21 protein-coding genes are annotated in these 23,826 nt (G+C 72.4%); 5 read left to right on the forward strand and 16 right to left on the reverse strand.

Going from position 1 to position 23,826, the window contains the following annotated elements:
* Positions 1-5: 5 nt before the first annotated feature.
* The gene (locus AC0KTA_RS17480; RefSeq protein WP_481056040.1) at positions 6-1,289 is read right to left on the reverse strand and encodes an adenylosuccinate synthase; all 1,284 of its coding nucleotides are present in this window, start codon (positions 1,287-1,289) and stop codon (positions 6-8) included.
* Positions 1,290-1,463: 174 nt separating this feature from the next.
* Here AC0KTA_RS17480 and AC0KTA_RS17485 point away from each other — a divergent pair, with 174 nt between their 5' ends.
* Positions 1,464-2,306 carry a diacylglycerol kinase gene (locus AC0KTA_RS17485; RefSeq protein ID WP_481056041.1) on the forward strand — a complete coding sequence of 281 codons (843 nt, stop codon included), beginning with the start codon at positions 1,464-1,466 and terminating at the stop codon, positions 2,304-2,306.
* A gap of 164 nt (positions 2,307-2,470) precedes the next feature.
* Here AC0KTA_RS17485 and AC0KTA_RS17490 read toward each other — a convergent pair whose 3' ends face one another.
* On the reverse strand, positions 2,471-2,986 hold the full coding sequence (locus AC0KTA_RS17490) for a GbsR/MarR family transcriptional regulator (protein ID WP_481056042.1): 516 nt from the start codon (positions 2,984-2,986) through the stop codon (positions 2,471-2,473).
* A gap of 93 nt (positions 2,987-3,079) precedes the next feature.
* Between AC0KTA_RS17490 and AC0KTA_RS17495 the strand changes: the two genes are divergently transcribed.
* Both AC0KTA_RS17495 and AC0KTA_RS17500 read left to right on the forward strand, forming a co-directional pair.
* A complete protein-coding gene (locus AC0KTA_RS17495; RefSeq protein ID WP_481056043.1) occupies positions 3,080-4,000 on the forward strand; it encodes an ABC transporter ATP-binding protein in 921 nt (306 codons plus the stop codon).
* Positions 3,997-5,613: an ABC transporter permease gene (locus tag AC0KTA_RS17500; RefSeq protein ID WP_481056044.1), complete on the forward strand. Its 1,617-nt coding sequence runs from the start codon at positions 3,997-3,999 to the stop codon at positions 5,611-5,613. Before AC0KTA_RS17495 ends, AC0KTA_RS17500 begins: the two co-directional genes overlap by 4 nt.
* A 12-nt stretch (positions 5,614-5,625) precedes the next feature.
* Here AC0KTA_RS17500 and AC0KTA_RS17505 read toward each other — a convergent pair whose 3' ends face one another.
* From AC0KTA_RS17505 to AC0KTA_RS17565, 13 genes are all read right to left on the reverse strand, one after another.
* Positions 5,626-6,834 (reverse strand): cytochrome P450, encoded by a 1,209-nt coding sequence (locus AC0KTA_RS17505; protein ID WP_481056045.1) that lies wholly within the window; start codon positions 6,832-6,834, stop codon positions 5,626-5,628.
* A gap of 43 nt (positions 6,835-6,877) precedes the next feature.
* Entirely contained in the window at positions 6,878-7,558 is a 681-nt protein-coding gene (locus AC0KTA_RS17510) for a response regulator (RefSeq protein WP_481056046.1), read from the reverse strand.
* Positions 7,555-9,012 carry a sensor histidine kinase gene (locus AC0KTA_RS17515; protein WP_481056047.1) on the reverse strand — a complete coding sequence of 486 codons (1,458 nt, stop codon included), beginning with the start codon at positions 9,010-9,012 and terminating at the stop codon, positions 7,555-7,557. Before AC0KTA_RS17515 ends, AC0KTA_RS17510 begins: the two co-directional genes overlap by 4 nt.
* 332 nt (positions 9,013-9,344) lie before the next feature.
* Positions 9,345-10,295, reverse strand: a complete 951-nt coding sequence (locus tag AC0KTA_RS17520; RefSeq protein WP_481056048.1) for an alpha/beta hydrolase — start codon at positions 10,293-10,295, stop codon at positions 9,345-9,347.
* Positions 10,296-10,453: 158 nt separating this feature from the next.
* Positions 10,454-11,734, reverse strand: a complete 1,281-nt coding sequence (gene kynU / locus AC0KTA_RS17525; RefSeq protein WP_481056049.1) for a kynureninase — start codon at positions 11,732-11,734, stop codon at positions 10,454-10,456.
* Entirely contained in the window at positions 11,727-12,602 is an 876-nt protein-coding gene (locus tag AC0KTA_RS17530; RefSeq protein WP_481056050.1) for a tryptophan 2,3-dioxygenase family protein, read from the reverse strand. Before AC0KTA_RS17530 ends, kynU begins: the two co-directional genes overlap by 8 nt.
* A gap of 161 nt (positions 12,603-12,763) precedes the next feature.
* Positions 12,764-13,177, reverse strand: a complete 414-nt coding sequence (locus AC0KTA_RS17535; RefSeq protein ID WP_481056051.1) for a DUF3151 domain-containing protein — start codon at positions 13,175-13,177, stop codon at positions 12,764-12,766.
* A 212-nt stretch (positions 13,178-13,389) separates the two neighbouring features.
* Entirely contained in the window at positions 13,390-14,412 is a 1,023-nt protein-coding gene (gene fbaA / locus AC0KTA_RS17540) for a class II fructose-bisphosphate aldolase (RefSeq protein WP_481056052.1), read from the reverse strand.
* 139 nt (positions 14,413-14,551) lie between these two features.
* A complete protein-coding gene (pyrE, locus tag AC0KTA_RS17545) occupies positions 14,552-15,103 on the reverse strand; it encodes an orotate phosphoribosyltransferase (RefSeq protein WP_189731436.1) in 552 nt (183 codons plus the stop codon).
* A 54-nt stretch (positions 15,104-15,157) separates the two neighbouring features.
* Positions 15,158-15,991, reverse strand: coding sequence for an aldose epimerase family protein (locus tag AC0KTA_RS17550; protein ID WP_481056053.1), 834 nt, complete (start codon positions 15,989-15,991; stop codon positions 15,158-15,160).
* A gap of 307 nt (positions 15,992-16,298) precedes the next feature.
* Positions 16,299-17,228, reverse strand: a complete 930-nt coding sequence (locus AC0KTA_RS17555; protein ID WP_481056054.1) for an SRPBCC domain-containing protein — start codon at positions 17,226-17,228, stop codon at positions 16,299-16,301.
* A 92-nt stretch (positions 17,229-17,320) separates the two neighbouring features.
* Entirely contained in the window at positions 17,321-18,910 is a 1,590-nt protein-coding gene (locus AC0KTA_RS17560; RefSeq protein ID WP_481056055.1) for a polyamine aminopropyltransferase, read from the reverse strand.
* A 285-nt stretch (positions 18,911-19,195) separates the two neighbouring features.
* On the reverse strand, positions 19,196-19,714 hold the full coding sequence (locus tag AC0KTA_RS17565; protein WP_481056056.1) for a DUF2617 family protein: 519 nt from the start codon (positions 19,712-19,714) through the stop codon (positions 19,196-19,198).
* Between the two features lie 865 nt (positions 19,715-20,579).
* On the opposite strand from AC0KTA_RS17565, the gene AC0KTA_RS17570 reads away from it, so the two are divergent.
* Together AC0KTA_RS17570 and AC0KTA_RS17575 are read left to right on the forward strand one after the other, a co-directional pair.
* On the forward strand, positions 20,580-21,860 hold the full coding sequence (locus tag AC0KTA_RS17570; protein WP_481056057.1) for a pyridoxal phosphate-dependent aminotransferase: 1,281 nt from the start codon (positions 20,580-20,582) through the stop codon (positions 21,858-21,860).
* Positions 21,861-21,938: 78 nt separating this feature from the next.
* Positions 21,939-23,132 (forward strand): hypothetical protein, encoded by a 1,194-nt coding sequence (locus AC0KTA_RS17575; protein WP_481056058.1) that lies wholly within the window; start codon positions 21,939-21,941, stop codon positions 23,130-23,132.
* A 59-nt stretch (positions 23,133-23,191) separates the two neighbouring features.
* Here AC0KTA_RS17575 and AC0KTA_RS17580 read toward each other — a convergent pair whose 3' ends face one another.
* Positions 23,192-23,737: a type III secretion system chaperone family protein gene (locus AC0KTA_RS17580; RefSeq protein ID WP_481056059.1), complete on the reverse strand. Its 546-nt coding sequence runs from the start codon at positions 23,735-23,737 to the stop codon at positions 23,192-23,194.
* Positions 23,738-23,826 lie beyond the last annotated feature (89 nt).

The raw sequence follows: 23,826 nt of genomic DNA on the forward strand, positions 1-23,826 counted from the left end.
TCGGACTAGATGAAGGAGTTGATCTCGATCGTCTCGTCCCGGCCCGGGCCCACGCCGATCGCGGAGATCGGGGCGCCGGACATCTCTTCCAGGGCCTTCACATAGCCCTGCGCGTTCTTCGGCAGGTCGGCGAAGGTCTTGGCCTTGGTGATGTCCTCGGACCAGCCCGGCAGCATCTCGTAGACGGGCTTCGCGTGGTGGAAGTCCGTCTGGCTGTACGGGAGTTCCTCGACGCGCTTGCCGTCGATCTCATACGCGACACAGACCGGGATCTGCTCCCAGCCGGTGAGCACGTCGAGCTTGGTGAGGAAGAAGTCCGTCAGGCCGTTCACGCGGGTCGCGTAGCGGGCGATCGGGGCGTCGAACCAGCCGCAGCGGCGGTCCCGTCCGGTGGTGACACCGCGTTCGCCGCCGATGGTGCGCAGCGCCTCGCCGTCGGCGTCGAACAGCTCCGTGGGGAACGGGCCCGCGCCGACGCGGGTCGTGTACGCCTTCAGGATGCCGATGACGCGGCTGATCTTCGTCGGGCCGACGCCGGTGCCGGTGCAGGCGCCGCCGGCGGTCGGGTTCGACGACGTGACGAAGGGGTACGTGCCGTGGTCCACGTCCAGGAGCGTGCCCTGGCCGCCCTCGAACAGGACGACCTTGTCCTCGTCGAGCGCGTTGTTGAGGATCAGCGTGGTGTCGGCGACGTACCGCTTGATGTTCTCGCCGTGCTCCAGGAGCGTCTCGACGATCTGCTGCGGCTCGATGGCGCGGCGGTTGAAGACCTTGGTCAGGAGCTGGTTCTTCTGCTCCAGGGCCGCTTCGACCTTCTGCGTCAGGATCGACTCGTCGTACAGGTCCTGGACGCGGATGCCGGTGCGGTTGATCTTGTCGGCGTAGGTCGGGCCGATGCCGCGGCCGGTCGTGCCGATCTTCCGCTTGCCGAGGAAGCGCTCGCCCACCTTGTCGACCGTCACGTTGTACGGCGTGATGATGTGCGCGTTTCCGCTGATCAGAAGCTTCGACGTGTCGACGCCGCGCTCGTCCAGACCGCTCAGCTCGGAGAGCAGGACCGACGGGTCGACGACGACGCCGTTGCCGATGACCGGGACACAGTCCGGCGAGAGGATCCCGGAAGGGAGGAGATGCAGCGCGTACTTCTGGTCGCCTACGACAACCGTGTGGCCGGCGTTGTTGCCGCCCTGATAACGCACTACATAGTCCACGGAGCCACCGAGCAGGTCGGTGGCCTTTCCCTTGCCTTCGTCACCCCACTGAGCACCGAGCAGCACGAGTGCGGGCACAGGCGTACACCCCTTCCGGGCGGGGCATGTCCAAGGTCAGGGGCCGCAGCCGGAGGCCTTGTGCCGCCGGTGTGGGTGTGCCTTGGTTGCCCCGGAATAGACGAAGCCCCTGGCGCAATAGCGCAAGGGGCTCTTGCACAAAGATGCTACCCGAGGACTAAAGAAAGGGCGCACGTGTCGGCTCGCGACCAGCTTCTGGTGGTCATCGACCCGGTCGCCCGGCGTACGGACGGGGAGTCCGTACGCATCGCCAAGGACGTGCTTGGCGCGGGCGCGGGCGTCCGGGTGTGCCTGCCTGAAAGCCCGGAAGAATTCAGGAAAGCGCTGGTCAGGCGAGGGGCGCGGCGTCCCGTGGTGGTCGGTGACGACCGGGCGCTGCTGCGGGCGGTGACCGTCCTGCACGGGGAGCGGGCGCTCGCGTCCGCCGTGCTTTCCGTCGTCCCGGTCGCCGCCGCGGCGTCCGCCGTGCGGCTCGCGCGGGGGCTCGGCGTGCCCGCCGGGGCGGTCGCGGCGGCGCGGGCCGTGCTCGAAGGGACGCCCCGGCGGCTCGATCTGCTCGTGGACGACCGGGACGGGGTGGTGCTCGGGGATGTGCGGATTCCGCCGGTGGGGCCGCAGGACGCCGACGCCGGCGGGGCGGGCGGGGCCGGCGGGGAGCGGCACGCCTGGCTGCGGACGTGTCAGTCGCTGGTGCGGACGCTGGCCGTGCGGCCTGCGCGGGTGGTGCCGGGTGGTCCTTCGCGGCTGCGGGTGGAGGCCGACGGGGTGACCCTCGTGGACCTCGACCAGCCGGTCGAGGGGGTGTCCGTGCGGCCGGGGGGCGGGGGGTTCGCCCGGGTGGAGGTGCATCCGGCTTCCGTCGGGGCGGAGGTCGCGCCCGTGCGGGCGCGGGCTCGCTCGGTGACCGTGTCCGGGCCGGACTTTCGCTATCGCGCTGACGCGGTGGTGACCGGGCCTGTGCGGACCCGGACGTGGCAGGTGCGGGCCCAGGCCTGGGGCCTTACGCTGCCTGGCTGACCGCTGCCGTCAGGGCGCCGTCGGCCTGGGGCTGTGCCCACCCGTTCCGCCGTGCGGAACGCCTGCCCACAGCAGGAGCGGGAGCCGGAAGCGGCACGTGTGCCCACAGCGGGAGCCGGAGGCCGGAAGCAGTTCGCTGCTCACAGCGGAGCCGGAGGACGGAGTCAGCTCTGTGGGCCGAAGAGGGATTCTCTGTGGGTGCGCCAGCGGGTCATCATTTCGGTGAGTTCCTTCTGGACGAACTCGAAGAACGCGAGGGTTTCCTGGAGGCGGCGTCCGGCCGGTGAGTCGGCGCCGAGGCTCGCGATCCCGTCCCGCAGGGCCGCCTCCCAGCGCTGGAGCACGGAGTCCCGGTTCGTCAGCGCCTCGTACCACTGGTTGCTGTGCACCCGGAAGATGTCGCGCCGGGACCCGGGCTCCCGCTCCCGCGCGACCATGTACTGCTGGGTCAGATAGCGCACCGCCCCGGACACCGCCGCCGGGCTCACATGGAGCCGCTCCCCGAGCTCGGCCGACGTGAGCGCCCCGGAGTCGGAGGCGAGCAGCGCGGCGAAGACCCGCGCGGGCATCCGGGGCATCCCGGCCGACACGAGCTGCGCGGCGAACTGCTCGGTGAAGCGGGAGGCGGCCACCAGGTCCTCCTTGCGGTCCGGCGCCGCGTCCTTCTCGTCCGTGTTCATCCGTAGATCATCTCCCCTGCTCGCCCCCGCGCGCCCAAGTTTATACACTTCCTTAACTTCACAAATTTGTGAAAGAAGCGTACTTTCAGAAACATGACGAAGGCAATCACTGTCTCCGGACTGCACAAGTCGTTCGGCCGGACGCACGCCCTGGACGGCCTCGACCTCGACGTCGAGCGCGGCGAGGTGCACGGCTTCCTCGGGCCCAACGGCTCGGGCAAGTCCACGACCATCCGCGTCCTGCTCGGCCTGCTGCGCGCCGACTCCGGCGCCGCCCAGCTCCTCGGCAAGGATCCGTGGCACGACGCGGTCGAGCTGCACCGGCGCCTCGCGTACGTGCCGGGAGACGTCACCCTGTGGCGGAATCTGTCCGGCGGCGAAGTCATCGATCTGTACGGCAGGTTGCGGGGCGGCCTCGACAAGCGGCGGCGCGCCGACCTCGTCGAGCGGTTCGAGCTGGACCCGACGAAGAAGGGCCGTGCCTACTCCAAGGGCAACCGCCAGAAGGTGGCTCTGGTCGCCGCGTTCGCCTCGGACGTCGAGCTGCTGATCCTGGACGAGCCGACGTCGGGCCTGGACCCGCTGATGGAGGAGGTCTTCGAGCGCTGCGTGGAGGACGCGCGCCGCGAGGGCCGCACCGTCCTGCTGTCCTCGCACATCCTCAGCGAGGTGGAGAGCCTCTGCGACCGCGTCAGCATCATCCGCAAGGGCCACACCGTCGAGTCCGGCTCGCTGGCCGACCTGCGCCACCTCACCCGCACCAGCGTCCACGCCGAACTCGCGGGCGAGCCGAACGGCCTGTCCCGGCTGCCCGGCGTGCACGACCTGGAGATCGACGGCCACCGGGTGGCGCTCCAGGTCGACACCGACAAGCTGGACGCCGTCCTGCGCGCGCTCACCGAGTCCGGCGTACGGTCCCTGACGAGCACCCCGCCCACCCTGGAGGAGCTGTTCCTGCGGCACTACCAGGAAGAGACGGAGCCCGTGCGTACCGAAGAGGCGATGTCGCGATGACCGCCATCACCGGCACCCTGCCCGAGCAGCGCACCGGCGGCCGGGGCCACCTCGTGGGCACCCGTCCCCTGCTGCGGCTTGCCCTGCGCCGGGACCGCGTCATCATCCCGGTGTGGCTCGCCGTCATCGCGCTGATGGTCCTGAGCATGCCGAACACCCTCAAGGAGGTGTACGGCACGGCGGCCCAGCGCGCCGACCTGATGGACTCGCTGGCCACCAACGCCTCCCTGCGCGCCCTCTACGGCCCGGTGTTCGACCAGTCCATCGGCGGCCTCACGGCCTGGCGTGCCGGCACCTTCGCCGGGGTGCTCGCCGCCGTGATGAGCCTCGTGATCGTCGTACGGCACACGCGCGAGGAGGAGGAATCGGGCCGCCAGGAGATGATCTCCTCGGCCATGGTCGGCCGCCGCGCCCCGCTGACGTCCGCGCTGCTCACCGCGCTCGTCGCCAATACGCTCCTCGGCCTGCTCGTGGCCGGGGGCCTGGCCGGCCAGGGCGGCGCGGGCGCGCTCGCGCTCGGCGCCGGCATCGCCTGCGTGGGCATGGTGTTCGCCACGATGGCGGCGATCGTCGCCCAGTTCACGGAGAGCGCCCGGCTCGCCAAGGGCCTCACCTCGGCGCTGCTCGGCGCGGCGTTCGTGCTGCGCGCGGCCGGCGACTCGGCGACGGCCGACGGCTCCTCGCTGCTCACCTGGTTCTCGCCGGTCGGCTGGCTGGAGAACATGCGGGCGTTCGGCACGGAGCGCTGGTGGGTGCTGCTGCTGTTCGCGGGCGCCATCGCCGTGCAGTGCGTGGCCGCGTACGAACTCGCCGGGCGCCGCGACGTCGGCATGAGCTTCCTGCCGTCCCGCCCCGGCCCCGCGCACGGCCGCCTCGGCACGGCGGGCGCCCTCGCCCTGCGGCTGCAGCGCGGTGCCGTCGTCGGCTGGAGCCTCGGCTTCCTGGCCGCCGGTGTCGTCTTCGGCGGCATGACGGAGGGCGCCACCGACCTGGTCGGCGACAACGAGAACACCCGCGAGATCTTCGAGCGCATGGGCGGCCAGACCGGTCTCACCGACGCCTTCCTCGCCGCGATCGTCGGCCTCATCGGCATGGTCGGCGCGCTCTACATCGTCGCCTCGGTGCTCCGGCTGCACGGCGAGGAGACCTCGCAGCGCGCCGAGCCGGTCCTCGCGGGCCCGGTGGGCAGGCTGCGCTGGGCGGCGGGCCACCTCGTCGTCGCCTTCGCGGGCGCCGCGCTGATCATGCTGCTCGCGGCCTGCGGTCTCGCCCTCGGGTACGGGCAGGACGTCGGCCCCGTCGTCGGTGCCTGCCTGGTCCAGCTCCCCGCGATCTGGCTGATCGGCTCGGTGGCCGTGCTGCTCCACGGCGTCTCGCCCCAACTGGCCGTCGCCTCCTGGGGCTTCGCGGGCCTGGCCCTGCTCATCGGCTGGATCGGCCCCGCCCTGGACGTGCCGCAGCCCGTGATGAACCTGTCGCCGTTCTCGCATCTGCCGAAGCTGCCGGGATCGGACATGGCGTGGAGCCCGGTGCTGCTGCTCACGGGGCTCGCAGTGGTGTTCACGGCGGCCGGGCTCGCGGGGCTGCGCAGGCGGGACATGGCGACCGGCTGAACGGCGACCGGCTCAGCAGGAGACCAGGAGCTCCCCCAGGCCCCGGATCACGAAGTTCGGCTTGCGCGACGGCTCCGCCACGAGCCGCAGCTGCGGGGCCCGGCGCAGCAACGCCCCCAGCGAGGCGGCGAGTTCGATCCGGGCCAGCGGCGCCCCGATGCAGTAGTGGATGCCCGCGCTGAAGGAGATGTGCGGGTTGTCGGCGCGGGCCAGGTCCAGGGTGTCGGGGGCGGCGAACGCGGCCGGGTCGCGGTTGGCGGAGCCGAAGAGCAGCGCGACCTCGCTGCCGCGCGGAATCCGCGTACCGCCGACCTCGATGTCGTCGAGCACCCAGCGCTCGAAGAGCTGGAGCGGCGTGTCGAAGCGCAGCAACTCCTCCACGGCCGTGGGCAGCAGCTGCTCCGGATCCGCGCGCAGGGCGGCGAGCTGTTCCGGGTGACTGAAGAGAGCGTTCCACCCATTGGCGGTGGAGTTGACGGTGGCCTCGTGGCCCGCGTTCAGGAGCAGCACGCAGGTCGAGATCATCTCCTGCTCGCTGAGCCTGTCACCCTCCTCGTACGCCGCGATGAGCGCGCTGATCAGATCGTCACCGGGCTCCTTGCGCCGCGCGGCGATCAACTCCCGCAGGTACGCGGAGAACTCGACCGAGGCGCGCACCGCCCGGGCCGCCGTCTCCTCCCCCGGGTTCAGCTCGTACATCCCGCAGATGTCCGCCGACCAGGGCCGCAGCGGCCCCCGGTCCGCCTCCGGGATGCCCAGCATCTCGGCGATCACGGCGACCGGCAGCGGCTCGGCCACCCGCGCCACCAGGTCCCCGCCGCCGTCCGCCACGAGTCCCCGCACCAGCTCGTCCGCGAGGCCCTCGACGTACGGGCGGAGCCGCTCGACCGTGCGCGGCGTGAACGCCTTCGCCACCAGGCGGCGGATGCGGGTGTGCGCCGGGGCCTCCAGGTCGAGCATGCCGTTGTCGTTCAGGACGTGGAACGGCTCGTGCTCGGGCGGCGGTGCCTGGCGGCCGAACTCCTCGTGGCTGTACCGGTGCAGATAGGTGCGGCCGAGCCGCCGGTCCCGCAGCAGGGCGGCGACGTCCGCGTGGTGCGGGATCAGGTACTGGTCGCTCGGCTCGTAGTAGTGCGCGCGGCCGGCGGCACGCAGCGCGGCGTACGCGGGGTAGGGGTCCGCCACGAACGCGGGCGACCAGGGGTCGAAGGGGGCGTCCATGAAGGGACGCTAGCCCCGCCCGCCCCGGCCTGACCAGACCCGTTCAGCCGGGTGTGACCAGGCGGGCCTCGTACGCGAACACGGCGGCCTGGGTGCGGTCGCGCAGGCCGAGCTTCACCAGGACCCGGCTGACGTGCGTCTTGATCGTGGACTCGGCGACGACGAGCCGCGTGGCGATCTCCGCGTTGGAGAGCCCCTGCGCGATGAGCACCAGGACTTCCGTCTCGCGCTCGGTGAGCTCCCCGTACTGGGCCCGCGCCTGCGCGGACGTCATGAGCCGCGGGTTGTCCGACAGCTTCGAGAACTCCGTGATCAGACGGCGCGTCACGCTCGGCGCGAGCAGGGCCTCACCGGCCGCCACCACCCGTACGCCGTCAGCGAGTTGGCGGGCCGACGCGTCCTTGAGCAGGAAGCCCGACGCGCCCGCGCGCAGCGCCTGGTACACGTACTCGTCCAGGTCGAACGTCGTCAGGACGAGCACCTTGGTCTCCACCAGCGCGTCCGCGACGATCTCGCGGGTCGCCTCGATGCCGTTCAGCTCGGGCATGCGGATGTCCATCAGGACGATGTCCGGGGCGAGCTCGCGCACCCGCTCGACGGCCTCGCGGCCGTTCACCGCCTCGCCGACGACCTCGATGTCCGGCATCGCGTTCAGCAGCACGGAGAAGCCCTCGCGGACCATCATCTGGTCGTCGGCGATCAGGACACGAATGGTCCGGGTCATGCGGGGTCGCCTCCGGCGGGGTGGGCGGTGGCGTCGGTGCCGGTGCCGCGTTTGTCGAGGGAGAGGGTCGTGGTGGTGTCGGGAGTCTTGGGGGTGCCGGGGGTCTTGGGAGTGTCGGGGATCTTGGGAGTGTCGGGTGCGTTCGAGGGATTCGCGGGCGCCGGGGATTCCAGCGGTACCGGCAGGAACACCGTCACCTCGTAACCGCCGTCCGCCGTCGCCTCCGCCGTCATCTCGCCGTCGAGCATCGACACCCGCTCCCGCATCCCCGTGATGCCGTGCCCGGCCCCCGGCGGGGGCTGCACGGCGCCGGTCGCGGGACCGTTCACGATCCGCAGCCCGAGACCGCCGAGCACATAGCCGATCTCCACCCGAGCCGTCGCGCCCGGCGCGTGCCGCAGGCTGTTGCTGAGGGCCTCCTGCACGATGCGGTACGCCGACAGCTCCACGCCCTGCGGCAGCTCCCGCACCGCGCCGGTGACGGCCTTCTCCACGCTCAGGCCGGTGTCGCGCACGTTGTCGAGCAGCCGGTCGATGTCGGCGAGGGTCGGCTGCGGGGCGTCGGGGGCCTCGTAGTCCTCGGCGCGTACGACACCGAGCACGCGGCGCAGCTCGGTCAGGGCGATCACGGCGTTCTCGCGGATCGTGGCGAAGGCCTGCTCCAGCTCGGGCGGCGGGTTCTCCACGCGGTACGGGGCGGCCTCGGCCTGGATGGCGACCACGGACATGTGGTGCGCGACGACGTCGTGCAGCTCGCGGGCGATGTTCGTGCGCTCTTCGAGCAGCGTGCGCTTGTCCCGCTCGACGGCGGTGACCGTGCGTTCGGCGACGACCTGGCGGCGGGTGTTGCGGTTGACGCTGACGAGGGTGACCAGGGCTACGCAGATGCCGCTGAACGCCAGCATGGGCCCGGTGTTGGTGCTGTAGCGCGAGCCCGCCCCCTCCGCGACGACCGAATACAGGGCCGTGAGCACCCACAGCCAGGCCGCCGTGCGCGGCCGGGTGCGCGCCGCCACCACCACCATGACCGCGGTGTGGCCCGCGATGGAGCCCGCCGTCCACGGGTAGTCGGTGCCGTCGCCCAGGGCCGACGTGACGAGGGCGAGGCCCAGGGACAGCCACCAGGCGAGCACTGGGCGCACCAGCGTCAGCGCCACCACGGCCGCCGGACCGAACCCCAACATGATCTTGGTGAAGTCGCTGGTGCCGTATCCGACGGCACTGTCCGTGGACGCGACGGCGAAGGTGAACAGGGCCATCGCGAGCACCACGGCGTGCGGGAACCACACCGCGTACCTGCGTATGCGCTCCGGCAGCCGCTGCATCAGCGGGGTGTCCGGCCGCAGCGGAGGCAGGGGGCGGTAGGCGAAGGCGTCGTGGAAGAGGTCCGTGCGCAGGCCCTGGAGGGCGTTCTGCGCGAGGTGGAACTCCGGGCTGCGCGTTTTCTCGGTCACGCGATAGACGGTACGGGCCGGGGGCCACGGGTCGCGTCCCCTCCGGGACGGGTTGTTCGGGGTCCGTCGCAGGTACTACGTGGGCCCTGCCGGAGGGCTTCCCCAACCCCGCCCCTTCCCGTAACCAGAGGGCTGCCGCCCCCTGGACCCCCGCTGTCGCCGCTTCGCGGCTCGTCCTCAAACGCCGGACGGGCTGAAACTCCGCCGCGCGGGCTGAAACCTCACCGGTTGTTCCGGCGGGTAGTAAGGGCGGGCGGGTGGGGGATATAGCCCCTCCGGCGTTTGAGGAGCGGGGGTCCGGGGGCGGAGCCCCCGTGGCGGGGGAGGCGGGCTCAGAACGCGAGCTGGGCGATCTCTTCCGCCACCACCGCGCACGCGTCCGCCGCCGGATCGATCAGCGGGAAGTGCCCGACGTCCTCGAGCAGCGTGACCCCGACGACCTCGCCGGCCTTCGCGGCCGCGTCGGCGTACGCCTCGGCGACGGCCTGCGGCACCACGATGTCCGTGCGGCCCTGCACGACGGTCGTGGCGATGCCGGTCGGCAGCAGGGCGGCCGGGTCGGCGTGCGCGAGACGCTCCTCGAACAGCGCCTCGGCGTCCTCGTCCGCCGCGCCCGCAGGGCCGCGCACACCCAGGAACTGGCGCACCGCCCCCGAGCACACGTCGAGCTCGTCCGCCACCCGCAGGTCGGCGATCGGCGCGAGCGCGACCACGCCCCGCAGCGGCGCGGGCCGCGCCCGGTGCCACCGGGAGCCCTCCGGCAGTACGTGCCGTGCCGCCGCCCACAGCGCGAGATGGGCGCCGGCCGAGTGCCCGGTCACCAGGACCCGGTTCGGGTCGGCCATCGGCAGGGCCTCGCGGGCCAGGCCGGGCAGCGCGTCGAGCGCGGCGGCCACGTCGTCGAGGGTCTCGGGCCAGCGCCCGGCGACCGGACGGCCACCGCCGTCACCCTCCGCGGCGGCCGGGCCGCCCTGCGCCGGAATGGACCCGCCGGGCGAACTCCCCTTGCGGTACTCGACGTTGGCGACGGCGAAGCCGCGCCGGGCCAGGAAGTCCGCGAACGGCGTCACGTGCCACCGGTCGTACGGCGCCCGCCACGCCCCGCCGTGCAGCACCACGACGAGCGGCGCGGGGCGGTCGTCGGCGCCGCGCGGGGCGTAGAAGTCCACGATCTGATCCGCGTGCGCGCCGTACGCGGCGGTGCTGTCGGGCCGCACCGCGGGATGCGCGAAGGCGGCTGCTTCCTCGGCGGCATCGCGGGCCACGGCGGCGTCGTCCGGCATGCGGCAACCCTCTCAAATTCGCCCGGTGTCCGCCCTCCGGGCGCCGGTGGCAACTGACCGGCGACCGGAGGGCGTTCGAATCGTGATCCAGATTTGCCGGACGCTATCAGGGCCTGTCCGGCATCCGTGCCGTCAGGGCCCGTCCGGCATCCGTGCCGTCAGGCCCCCTCAGGCGCCGCAGGCCCGGCAGACCCCTCGGGCCCCGCGGGCGCCGTCTCCGCGAGCGTGTCCGCGAGCACCCGCGCGGCGCGCTCCACGTCCGCGAACGACACGTACAGCGGCGTGAACCCGAAGCGCAGCACGTCCGGCGCGCGGAAGTCGCCGACCACGCCCCGCTCGATCAGCCGCTTCATCACGTCGGCGGCGTCGAGGCAGCGCAGCGCGATCTGGCTGCCCCGCTCGGCGTGCGCGACGGGCGTGATCGACTCGACCCTCCCCTCGGGGACGTACGCGGCGACGCACTCCAGGAAGAAGTCCGTCAGGGCCAGGGACTTGGCGCGCACCGCCGCCGTCGACACCCCTTCCCACACGTCGAGCGCCGCGTCGAACGCGAGCAGCGACAGGATGTCGGGGGTGCCGACGCGGCCGCGCACCGCGTCCCCGGCCGGCTCGTACTCGGACCGCATCCCGAAGGGCTCGGCGTGCGAGTTCCAGCCGGGCAGCGGCGAGTCGAAGCGCGGCTGGTGCTCCTTGCGCACGTACAGGTACGCGGGCGAACCCGGGCCCCCGTTCAGGTACTTGTAGGTGCAGCCGACCGCCAGGTCCACGCCGTGCTCGTCGAGGCCGATGGGCAGGGCGCCCGCCGTGTGGCAGAGGTCCCAGACGACGAGGGCGCCCACCGCGTGCACGGCCGCGGTCAGGCCTGGCAGGTCGTGCAGCCTGCCGGAGCGGTAGTCGGCGTGGTTGAGCAGTACGGCGGCGGTGCGCGGGCCGATGACGTCCGGTACGTCCGCCGGGGCGGCCGGGATCAGCCGGCAGCCGGTGAGGCGGGCGGCGGACGCGGCGATGTATCCGTCGGTGGGGAAGGTGGTGGCGTCGACGACGATCTCGTCGCGCTCCGCTCCCGGGCCCTCGCGGCCCTCGCGGACGATGCGGACGGCGGCCACCAGCGCCTTGAAGATGTTCACGCTGGTGGAGTCGGCGACGACGACCTGGCCGGGGGCGGCGCCGAGCAACGGGGCGACGCGGTCGCCGATCCGCTCCGGCGCGGTCCACCAGCCGCTCTCCTCCCAGGAGCGGATGCGGAGCTGCCCCCACTCGCGGGTGATGACGTCGACGACGCGGGCCTCGACGTTCGCGGGCAGGGCGCCCAGCGAGTTCCCGTCCAGGTAGACAGTGCCGTCGTCCAGAACGAACTCCCGCCGCTTCGGGGCGAGTTCGTCCTCCGCGTCCAGTGCCGCCGCCCTTGCCTGCACTGCCTTCTCCCCTGTCTCAGACATGGCTGCGCGCCGTCCACAGCTCCGGGAACACGTTCTTCGTCGCGCGTTTCTCCAGCCAGGCCACTCCGGCCGAGCCGCCCGTGCCGGTCTTGGAGCCCATGGCGCGGCGGGTGGCGACCAGGTGGTCGTTGCGCCATCGCCAGACCAGTTCGCCGACGTCGGTCAACGCCTCGCCGAGCCGGGCGAGTTCGTCGCCCTCGTCACCGGCGTACAGCGCCGTCCAGACGGCTTCGACCTCGGGCGACGGCTCGTACCTGCGGGAGATGTCGCGCTCCAGGACGGCGGCCGGGATCGGGTGCCCGCGCCGGGCGAGGAGCCGCAGCACCTCGTCGTACAGGCTCGGCTCCTGCAGCGCCTTCTCCAGCTCCGCGTGCACGCGCGGGGCGCCGCGGTGCGGCACCAGCATGGACGCGGACTTCTCACCGAGCAGGAACTCCATGCGCCGGTACATCGCCGACTGGAAGCCGGAGCCCTCGCCGAGCGCATCCCGGTAGGAGTTGAACTGGGCGGGGGTGAGCTGCCCGAGCGGCTTCCACGAGTGGTTCAGGGCCTCCAGCTCGCGCACCGACCGCTTCAGGGCGGCGACGGCGACCGGCACGTCGTCCTCGCGCAGCGCGCGCGAGGCGGTCTCCCACTCGTGCACGATGACGGTGAACCACAGCTCCATGACCTGGGTGGTGACGAGGAAGACCATCTCGCCGGGGTCGTCGGAGCGCAGGTGCTGGAGGTGGGTGAGGACGTCCGCCTGGACGTAGTCCTCGTAAGGGGTGGTGCCTGCGAAGTCGAGGTTCGGGCTGTCCGGGCTCTCGTCGTCCGTGGTCACGGACGGTGTCCGGGTCTCGTGCGCCGCGTGCGCCTCGTGGGACATCGCTGTCTCCTAGATGCGTACTCCGGGTAGCGGTCCGCCCCTGCCGGTACCGGCACGGGGGCCCCGGTCCCCACCCGCATCCTCCGCAACATCCCCGGAAACGGCAAGACCTGCCTGGTCACACCGGGTGTCCAGGCAGGTCGTGGGTACGCCGCCGGGGTTCAGCCCAGCGTGTCCGCCGCCGTCGCCGAGGACTCGCGCAGGAACGTCGAGCACCGCTCGTACTCCTCCTGCTCGCCGATGGCGCCGGCCGCGCGGGCGAGGGCGTGCAGCGCGCGCAGGAAGCCGCGGTTCGGCTCGTGCTCCCACGGCACCGGGCCGTGGCCCTTCCAGCCGCTGCGGCGCAGGGAGTCCAGGCCGCGGTGGTATCCCGTACGGGCGTACGCGTACGACTCGACGACGCGGCCCGCCTCGTAGGCCTCGTCGGCGAGGCGCGCCCAGGCGAGGGAGGACGTCGGATACTTCGCGGCGACGTCGGCGGCCGCCGTGCCGCCCGCCAGGAGCTCGCGGGGCTCGGGGTCGTCGGGCAGATGGGTCGGGGGCGGTCCCCCGAGCAGATTCTCGTGAATGGCCATGGGGACAAGTTTGCTGCATGTGGGACCCTCGCGGGGGCGCCCTGGTCCCACCCCTTCCCGAAACCGGGGGCTCCGCCCCCGGAGCTGCGATATCTGGTTGAGCACGGACGAGGCGTACACGAGCGAGGCGGGGTCGACCTCGGTGTCGTACCGCTCCGGGCATGCCGCGGGCCCGGCACCCGCGCGGAGTACCGGGCCCGACGAACGGTGGACTACTTGAGCTTCGTGCCCGTGGAGCGCAGGTTCGCGCAGGCCTCGGTGACGCGCTTGGCCATGCCGGCCTCGGCGAGCTTGCCCCAGGTGCGCGGGTCGTACGTCTTCTTCGAGCCGACCTCGCCGTCGACCTTCAGGACGCCGTCGTAGTTCTTGAACATGTGGTCCGCGACGGGCCGCGTGAAGGCGTACTGGGTGTCGGTGTCGAGGTTCATCTTCACGACGCCGTTCTCCAGCGCGGTGGCGATCTCCTCGGCGGTCGAGCCGGAGCCGCCGTGGAAGACGAAGTCGAACGGCGACTGCTTGCCGTACTTCGCGCCGACGCCCTCCTGGAGGTCCTTGAGCAGCTCGGGGCGGAGCACGACGTTGCCCGGCTTGTAGACGCCGTGGACGTTGCCGAAGGAGGCGGCGAGCAGGTAGCGCCCCTTCTCGCCCAGGCCGAGGGCCTCGGCGGTGCGGATCGCGTCGTCGACGGTCGTGTAGAGCTCGTCGTTGATCTCGTGGCTGACGCCGTCCTCCTCGCCGCCGGTCGGGGTGATCTCGACCTCGAGGATGATCTTCGCGGCGGCGGCCTTGGCGAGCAGCTCCTGGCCGATGGCCAGGTTGTCGGCGAGGGTCTCGGCGGAGCCGTCCCACATGTGGGACTGGAAGAGGGGGTTCAGGCCCTTGGCGACGCGCTCGGCGGAGACGTCGAGCAGCGGGCGGACGTAGCCGTCGAGCTTGTCCTTGGGGCAGTGGTCGGTGTGCAGCGCGACCGTGATGTCGTACTTCGCCGCGACGATGTGTGCGAACTCGGCGAGGGCCACCGCGCCCGTCACCATGTCCTTGCTGTACTGGCCGCCCAGGAACTCCGCGCCGCCCGTGGAGATCTGGATGATGCCGTCGCTCTCCGCCTCCGCGAAGCCGCGCAGCGCCGCGTGCAGGGTCTGCGAGGACGTCACGTTGATGGCCGGGTAGGCGAACTTGCCTGCCTTCGCCCGGTCCAGCATCTCGTTGTAGACGTCGGGGGTTGCGATGGGCATGTGTCCGCTCCTTGTGATGTGCGGGGTGAGTGCTCTGGGGGCGGCGACGGCGATGTCGTCCCCCCCATCTTTCCAGACTTACGGGACGTACTCAGTCCCCGTGCTCAGTCACGTACTGGGCCACGTCCTGGGCCACTGGCTAGTCCAGCCCAAGCTCGTCCTTCGAGTACGCGAAGAGGTACGGGACCCCGGCACCCTCGGTGATCTTCTCGGCGGCGCCGGTGGCCCGGTCGACGATGGTCGCCACGCCCACGACCTCGGCGCCGGCCTCGCGCACCGCCTCCACGGCGGTCAGCGGGGAACCGCCGGTGGTGGAGGTGTCCTCGACGACGAGCACGCGGCGGCCCTTGATGTCCGGGCCCTCGACGCGGCGCTGCAGGCCGTGCGCCTTGGCGGCCTTGCGCACCACGAACGCGTCGATCCGCTTGCCGCGGGCCGCGGCGGCGTGCAGCATCGCGGCGGCGACGGGGTCGGCGCCCATGGTGAGGCCGCCCACGGCGTCGAACTCCAGGTCCGCCGTCAGGTCGAGCAGCACCTGGCCGACCAGCGGGGCGGCCTCGCCGTCGAGGGTGATGCGGCGCAGGTCGACGTAGTAGTCGGCCTCGATGCCCGAGGAGAGCGTCACCTTGCCGTGCACGACGGCCTTGTCCTTGATCTGCTGCAGCAGGTCGCCGCGTACGTCGTTCGTCATGGTTACGAGCTTAAGGGCGCCGCGGAGCGCGAGGCTCGCCGTGGGGCGCGGGGCTCACAGTCTCCGCCAGGTCCAGGTGGTCGACGTCTCCAGGGGCTCCAGCGGGGTCACCAGGCGCGGCAGGGTGTTCAGGCCGTTGGGCGGGCCGGTCTGCGGCTCCACGCACACCGCGTCCGCGGGCTCGTCGTACACCACGACCCACTCCTCGCGGCTGGCCACGTTCAGCTCCAGGCGGCCCGGCCAGGTCAGGGTCACGTCCACGCCGCCCGGCATGCCGAAGCAGTCGTCCCAGGGGGCGGGGGTGGGGGTGATGCGGGTGCCGGTGGGGAGGTGGTCGGCGCCGCGCTGCTCCTGCCAGGCGGCGTCGAAGCGGAGCTGTACGCCGGCGTCGGCACCGTCCGCCCCGCCCGTGCCGCCCTCTCCCTCCAGGTGGCGGTTGAACCAGGGGTGCCAGCCCGCCTGGGCCGGGAAGGAGTCCCCGTACGTCTCGATCGCCATCCGCAGCGTCAGGGCGTCCTCGGTCAGCTCGACGACCTGCGTGACGCGGCCCGGGTAGGGCCAGGGGTCCGTCAGGTCGTACGTGAAGACGGCTTCCGTCGTGCTCGCCCGGGCCGTCTTCCACGCGGCGTCGCGGGCGGTGCCGTGGATGGCGTGCGGCGGGGAGTTGACGGGGAGCTGGTGGAGGATGCCGCCGTTCCTGAAGCGGCCCTCTCGGGTGCGGCCGCACCACGGCACCATGGGGAAGCTGCCGTAGCGCTCGCCCTGCCGCAGCAGTTCGACTCCGTCGACGGTCAGGCTGCCGACCCGACACCCGTTACCCGGCTGAACGCTGACCCCCACGGCACCGGCGGCCAGCCTGATCTCTTCGCTGCTGCTGCTACTACTCACGGGGTCGACCTTACGGCTCGGCCCTGCCGGGGGCTTCCCCACTGCATCCATAAGCGCGCTCCGCGCGCGGGCGCCCCTTCCCGAAACTGGGGGCTCCGCCCCCAGACCCCCGTATCGGCCTGAACGGCCTCGTCCTCAAACGCCGGACGGGCTGGATGCTTGGCTGATGTGCCGACTACGTCCCGGGAGGGCGAGTAAGGGCGGGTGGGTGGGGAAAAGCCCGTCCGGCGATTGAGGACGAGGCCGCAGGCCGATCGGCGGCAACCGGCCCTCCCGCCCGGGCCAGAACACCGCCCCCCGGAGGGCTTCAGCGGCGGCGCCGCAACGCCCGGGTGACCACGATCGCGGAAGCGAGAGCCACCGCGGCCACCGGCGCGGCCCACCGCAGCGTGGCGACCCCGCCGGACATCGCCTCGGGCACCGGCACAGGCGCGTACCGCCCACGCGGCGGCGCGTGATCGACCTCCTCCGCGCTCCGCCCGATCATCGTCCGCCGAGCATGCGCGGCCTCCGCGGCCGGCACATCCCCCACGTCCAACGGCCCGTCGAGATCATCGGCGAGCGGATCCAACGACGGAGGCGGCACCTCGGCCCGGAAAATCCCGTGCGTACCGTCCGCGGAGCCGGTGGGCCCCATGGGCTCCTCGGGCCCGGAGTCGCCAGAGTCGGCGGAGTCGGCGGAGTCGCCGGAGTCGCCGGAGTCCGCAGGGTCGGACTCGTCGGCGCGGTCGGCGGCATCAGCGGCAGCGGCGCCAGCGGCGCCAGCGGCGCCAGCGGCGCCAGCGGCGCCAGCGGCGCCAGCGGCCACACCCAACCCCTCCGCGAACCGCCCGAGCAGCCTCCGCGCCGCGCCCTCCACAGCCTGTGGAGAACTTTCCGCGATCTCGGCAACCCGCCCGTCCCCGGACGCGGTCCCGCTGAAGGCGACGTTCGTGCCCCCTTCCGCGGCGGGCGCGAGCCGCAGGACGAGGGAGAACTTCACGGCGCCGTTGCCGCGGACCTCGGCCCCCTCGCCCTCCAGGGAGTACGCGCCGTCGCCCCGCGCGGCGACCCGCAGCGCACCGCGATAGGTGATCGTGTGCCCGCCGACCCGCACTCTCAGCCGCCCGGACACGGGCGGCGAGTCCGCGTCGGCGTCGCGCTGCAGCCCCGGCACCGCACCGGCGACCCGCTCGGGGTCGGCCAGTGCCTCGCGGAGCGGCTCTTCCGGAACCGGTACGAACACCTCATGCTCCATGACAGTCGAGCGTACCGACGCCCGCCGCATGATGTATGCCTCTGACGCCACTTGTGACGCCACTTGCCCGCGCCCCGCGGCCGGACGACCCGTCAGTCGGCGTACCGCGGATGCACCAGCGTGGACGGCGCGAGGCCAGGACCGGGCGCGGGCCGCACCCGCTCGGCGGCCCGCGTCCCGGCCCGCAGGACCGCCGACGCCGTGGCCGCGGTGAGCCGGTCCGGGGTGCGTGCGGCGAGCACGAAGCCCCAGTCGCGCGGCTCTGCGGTGCCGTCGGCGGTCCGGTCGGGCCCGGCGGCGAAGCCGGCGTGACGGCCCGTCACGCGGTAGGGCGCGGTGAAGAAGCCCGCGGCGCGCAGCGTCGCGTCGACCGTCCAGTAGGTGTGGCCCCGGGTGACGACGGGCCCGGCGTGCACGGCGAACCGCCCGCCGTCGGCGAGGACGCGGGCGAGCAGGCCGTAGAACTCCTGCGAGTAGAGCTTGGTGCTCGCGGTGATGCCGGGGTCGGGCAGGTCGGCGAGCACGACGTCGTACGGGCGGCGGCGCTCGTGCGGTCCGCGCAGCCAGCGGAAGGCGTCGGCGTGGGTGACGTGCACCCGCCGGTCCCGGTACACGTGTCCGTTGAGCTCGCTGAGCGCCGGGTCGTTCCGGGCCAGCTTCACCACGCCCGGGTCGAGTTCGACGACGTCGACGCGGCGCACCCCGGAGTGCCGCAGCACCTCGCGGGCGGCGAGGCCGTCGCCACCGCCGAGGATCAGCACGCGCGCGTGCGGACCGCCGCGCATGGCGGGCTGGACGAGCGCCTGGTGGTAGCGGCGTTCGTCGCGGCCGCTGACGCGCAGCCTGCCGTCGAGGAACAGGTGCAGGGACTCGCGGTCGCCGCCGGTCAGGACGACTTCCTGGACGCCGGTCTGCACGGCGACGCGGATGTCGGAGCCGTACACGGCGCGGCGCGCGGCGCGCTCGAAGTCGTCGACGAGCACGGCCGCGGAGGCGAGCACGGCGAGGACGGTGACGTTGGCGCCGAGGAGTATCCAGCGGCCGCGGCCGCTCAAGTCCCGCCCGAACAGGCCGAAGACCAGCGCGCCGCCCGCGAGGACGTTGACGGCGCCGGTGAGCAGCGCCCCGGTGAGCTGCCCGAACCAGGGCAGGAGGAGGAAGGGGAAGGCGAGGCCGCCCACGAGCGCGCCCACATAGTCGGCGGCGAACAGGTCGGCCACCGCGCCGCCCGCGTCCTGCCGCCGGATGCGCTGGATCAGCACCATGAGCAGGGGCACTTCGGCGCCGATGAGGACGCCGATGACGAACGAGAAGGCCACGAAGAGATAGCGCGATCCGCTCGCCCACATCTCGCCCCGGTCCCCGGCCCAGGCGAACGCCGCGTACAGCACCATCGCGCTGCACCCGCCGACCAGCGCGAGCGCTGCCTCGACGAGGCCGAACCCGGCGGCGGCCCGGCACCGCAGCCGCTTGGCGAGCAGCGAGCCGACGCCCATCGCGAACACCATGACGGACAGCACGACGGAGGCCTGGGTGACGGAGTCACCGATCAAGTACGAGGCGAGGGCGACGAGTTCGAGCTCATACACGAGACCGCAGGCGGCACAGACGAACACGCCCACGAGGACGAGGAAGCGGCCTGTCCGGGGCGTGACGGGCAGTCGATCGCACGGCTCGATCACGCTGCGAACGCTACGTCACCGAACGCTTACACCAAGTCCCCCACATGGGTGGAGGTGCCCGGGGGAACGTGTAAACGACGCCGGTCCAGCCCGACAAAGGACCGCGAGGCGGGACGCGAAGCGACCGCCGGGCAGCACCTCAAACACCCGCCAGGCAGGGCGCGAAGCGCCCGCCGAGCGGGCAGGCGCAACGCGCCGAACAGCCGCCGACGGCGGGCAGCCCCCACAAGCGGCGTCCACCCCGCGGGCAACTGGAAACGGGAGGGCGGGTGGGAAAGTAACCGCTCAGAGCGCCGCAGGCATCCGCACGCCCACCCGAGTCCGCGTAGCCACCAACTGCCCGTCCTGCGGGTACGCATGCCACGTACGCCACATGACCGCGCCCTCGTGGCGCTGCGCGAGCATCGCGGTGAAGGCGTGCGGGATGCCGGGGAAGACGCCGGCGAGGCCGTGCGGGTGCTCGGTGACCAGGGCCAGCAACTCCTGTGCGCGGCCCGTGAACTGACCCCGTGACAGGGTCTCGACGCAGGCCGCGAACTCGTACTCCCACTCGCCCACCCGCTTGGAGACGCCCAGCGGCAGCGGGGTGCTGCTGCCGGGGATGCAGGCCACCGTCTCGGAGCAGGTCCCCTTCTCCTCCTCGAGGAGCACTTGGTGCGATGCCCCGAGAAGTCTCAACTGCACGGTCGCGCCGGACAGTTCGAGGTCGAGCGTGGCGAGCGCGGGCAACGGCTCGCGGCCGAGGGCCCAGGCCAGGTCCCCGGCGCGCGTGTCGGTGTAGACAGTCTTCAGGGTCGTGAGCATGGGTCGGCTCCGCTAGCACGCAATGGAGGTGGGGCCGGCGCACCCGGTCGGACACCAGGAGGTCGGAATGCCGGCTCGTGCCCACGGAAAAGTCCCGGTTGCTGACCTGAGAACGTCCGAGGGCGGTGTGACGGTTAAGAGGGAATCATGAACTGCGACACTGCCACAGCGTTTTTACCCAACTTCGTAGGGTTTCCATCCCGTAGAGGGCCGAACAGTTCATCTGTTCACGTTTCTACGAACCCAGACGATCCAGAAGCGTCCCGGTACGGTCGCCAATAGACCCATATCCCCCCTGACGCCCTCAACGACCCTCCTGTGCAGCCCTCTTGCACCACCGCGCGCAGGGCCCCCTTCAGCTACCCCACAACGACGAAGCGCCCGCCGGGAGTTGACCTCCCGCCGGGCGCTTCGCCCAGTGGACCAGCTGCCCCGTGTCAGCTGCCTCCGCCGCCTCCGCAGCCACCCCCGCCGCCGCCACCCCCGCCGCAGGACGAACCGCCGCCGCACGACGATCCGCCACCGCAGGACGAAGCGCTGCCGCAACTGGTCGCGCTCGAGCTCGTGTTGGAGCCGGAACCCGCCCACCAACTGCTGCTGCCCGACGCACGGCTCAGCCTCGGACGCCTGGTGCGCCTGCTGACGCCGTAGCCGATCGCCACCACGATCACGAGCCATACCATGAAGAAGAGGATCAGGATCATGGCCCTCACCTTCCTTTCCGTTCCCCCGTAGCGGGCCGGAGCCGTTCCCCCGGGCCGGTCCCGCCGTGCCGATCTCGTCCCGCGTCGTCGCGTGACAAGGGAATGCCCCCGGCCACCCCCGGCCAAAGCAGAGTTGAGGAAGTCCAGAGGTTCGGCGCAGGATGACGGCCATGACGTCCTCTTCCGGCCCTGCCGCCGCCTCCGCAGCCCCCGCAGCCCCCGGCACCCCTGGCACCCCCGGCTCCGCCGCGGCCGGCCGCCCGCTGCTCAACCGCCGCCTGGCCGAGTTCGGTACGACGATCTTCGCCGAGATGTCCGCGCTCGCGGTGCGGACCGGGGCGATCAACCTGGGCCAGGGTTTCCCGGACACGGACGGCCCCGAAGAGGTGCGCGAGGCGGCGGTGCGGGCGCTGCGCGACGGCCGCGGCAACCAGTACCCGCCGGGGCCCGGCGTGCCCGAGCTGCGCACGGCGGTCGCCGGGCACCAGTCGCGGCACTACGGCCTGTCGTACGACCCGGACCGCGAGGTCCTGGTCACGGCGGGCGCCACCGAGGCCATCGCGGCCTCGCTGCTCGCCCTGGTCGAGCCGGGCGACGAGGTGATCGCGCTCGAGCCGTACTACGACTCGTACGCCGCCTCGATCGCGCTCGCGGGCGGCACCCGGGTGCCCGTGACCCTGCGGCCGCGCGGCGGTCGCTTCGTACTCGACCTGGACGAGCTGCGCGACGCCGTCACCCCGCGCACCCGGCTGCTGCTCCTCAACACCCCGCACAACCCGACGGGCACCGTCCTCACCCGCGAGGAACTGGCCGAGATCGCGAAGCTCGCCGTCGAGCTTGACCTGCTCGTGGTCACCGACGAGGTCTACGAACACCTGGTCTTCGCCGACGGGACGACGCCCGCGCACCTGCCGCTCGCCTCGTTCCCCGGCATGCGCGAGCGCACCGTCACCATCGGCTCGGCGGGCAAGACGTTCTCGTTCACGGGCTGGAAGGTCGGCTGGGTGACGTCCACGCCCGAGCTGGTCACGGCCGTGCGCTCGGCGAAGCAGTACCTGACGTTCGTGGCCTCGGGCCCCTTCCAGTACGCGGTCGCGGAGGCGCTCGCGCTGCCCGACGCGTACTTCACGGCCGTCCGCGAGGACATGCGCGCCAAGCGGGACCTGCTGTCCGCGGGCCTGACGGCGGCGGGCTTCGAGGTCTACCGCCCGCAGGGCACGTACTTCATCACCACCGACATCCGCCCGCTCGGCGACGGCCGCTCGCACGGCGGCGACGGCTTCGCCTTCTGCCGCGCCCTGCCGGAGCGCGCCGGTGTCGTCGCCATCCCGAACGCGGTCTTCTACGACCACCGCGAGGCGGGCGCGCCCTTCGTACGGTTCGCGTTCTGCAAGCGCACGGAGGTCCTCGCGGACGCGGTGGACCGGCTGAAGGCGCTGTAGCCGCCTGAGGGTGGCGGCACGCACCCACACGGACCCACCCGGCTCGCGTCCGCCGCCGCGACCCCCGAGGGTTCGGGTGTGACCCACCCGAGCCCCACGGTCCCGGCCCCCCTCACCGAACCACCCCGCACCCAGTGCCGCACCTACGTGCCCAAGGGTCCGACCGCGGTGCGCGCGCTGGGTGTCTTCGCCGCGGCGCGGCTCACCGGGCTGCTCGCCGTGACGGCCGTGGCGCACGCCACCGGTCAGGACACCTTCCGGCTGCTCGGCCGCTCCTGGGACTCCCGCTGGTACACCGGCATCGCCGCCCACGGCTACGGCCGCACGCTCCACTTCGAGCCAGGTGTGGTCCAGAGCGACCTGGCGTTCTTCCCGCTGTACCCGGGCCTGATCCGCGCGGTCACCGCCGTCACGCCGCTGTCCCACGGCGCGGCGGGGCTCGTCGTGTCCTGGCTCGCCGCCGGGGCCGCCGCCCTCGGCATCTACGCGCTCGCCGCCCGGCTGTACGACCGCCGCACCGCCACCGTCCTGGTGCTCCTGTGGGGCCTGATGCCGCACTCCGTCATCCTGTCGATGGCCTACACCGAGCCGGTCCTCACCGCGCTCGCCGCCTGGTCCCTGTACGCGCTGCTCACCCGCCGCTGGCTGTGGGCGGGCACGCTCGCGGCGCTCGCGGGCCTGGCCCGGCCGAACGGTTTCGCGGTGGCGGCGGCGGTCGTCGCCGTGGCGGTGTACGAGATCGTGCGGCGGCGCGGGCGCGGCGTTCCCCCCAGGCTGTGGACGGGCGCGCTGCTCGCCCCGCTCGGCTGGGCCGCGTACGTCCTGTGGGTCGGGGTCCGCGAGGGCGACGCGCTCGGCGGCTACTTCGCGGTGCAGCGCGGCTGGGGCTCGCGCTTCGACCTCGGCGCGGGCTCGCTCGCCTTCGTCAAGCACCTGCTCCTGCACGGCGACAAGCTGGTGCACTCCATGACGCTGGTGATCGTCGCGGTGGCGGTGCTGCTGTTCGCGCTGCTCGTGGCCGACCGGGCGCCGCTTTCGCTGGTCGTCTACACCGGCGTACTGCTCCTGATCACGGTCGGCGGCTCGGGCTTCTTCGAGTCGAAGCCGCGCTTCCTGCTGCCCGCGTTCCCGCTCCTGATCCCGCTCGCCCTCGCGCTGGTCCGGACGACGAAAGCCCGGCCGAGGAACGCCTACCTGGTGATGGGCGCCCTGGCCGGGCTTTCGGTGGCGTACGGGACGTATCTGGTGACGATCGCCCGGATGCCGTTGTAGTCGCTCACGCGTGGCGCGGGCGCGGGGCCTGTGCCCCCGCCGACCGCGCCGTGGGGCCCTCAGGCCTCGTCGTCGCCGGGCTTGTCCTCGCCCTCGGCGGAGTCGACGGCCTGCTCCAGGCCGAGCTGCTCGACGAGCCAGCGGTCGAATTCGATCGCGGCCCGCACCCAGCTCACCGTCGACGAGACGAAGTGCTCCAGCGAGACACCCGTGCCGATCAGCATCTGGGCCTCGCCGATGAGGCGGACCGTGCCGTCGTCGTGGGTGTGGCTGTAGACCTTGGGCCACAGCGTGCGCCGGTTCCAGTCGTCGATGGACTCGAGGAGCTGAGACTTCTCCTCGATGCCGTGCGGCCGGTCGTAGAACGTCCGCACCGAGAAGACCTGCTGGTCGTCCTCGCCGCGGAACATGAAGTACGTACGGAACTCCTCCCACGGCGCCGCGAGGTCACCCTCGTCGTCGACGACGTACTTGAGCTCCATCTGGTCCAGGAGCTGCTTGACCAGGTCCTGGTCAGGGACGACGGGGCCCGCCGGTCCTGCGCCCTGCTGCGGATCGGGCTGCTGGCCCCCGAAATTCGGAATCGAGGACGGGTCGATGGTCACCGTTATTTCCCTTCGTACTTCGTACGGATTGAGCCATCCTCTCCCATGCCGGGCGGGGGCCCGCAACCCCCGCCCCTGGAAGTGACCGG

This window comes from Streptomyces sp. Y309, assembly GCF_056712025.1.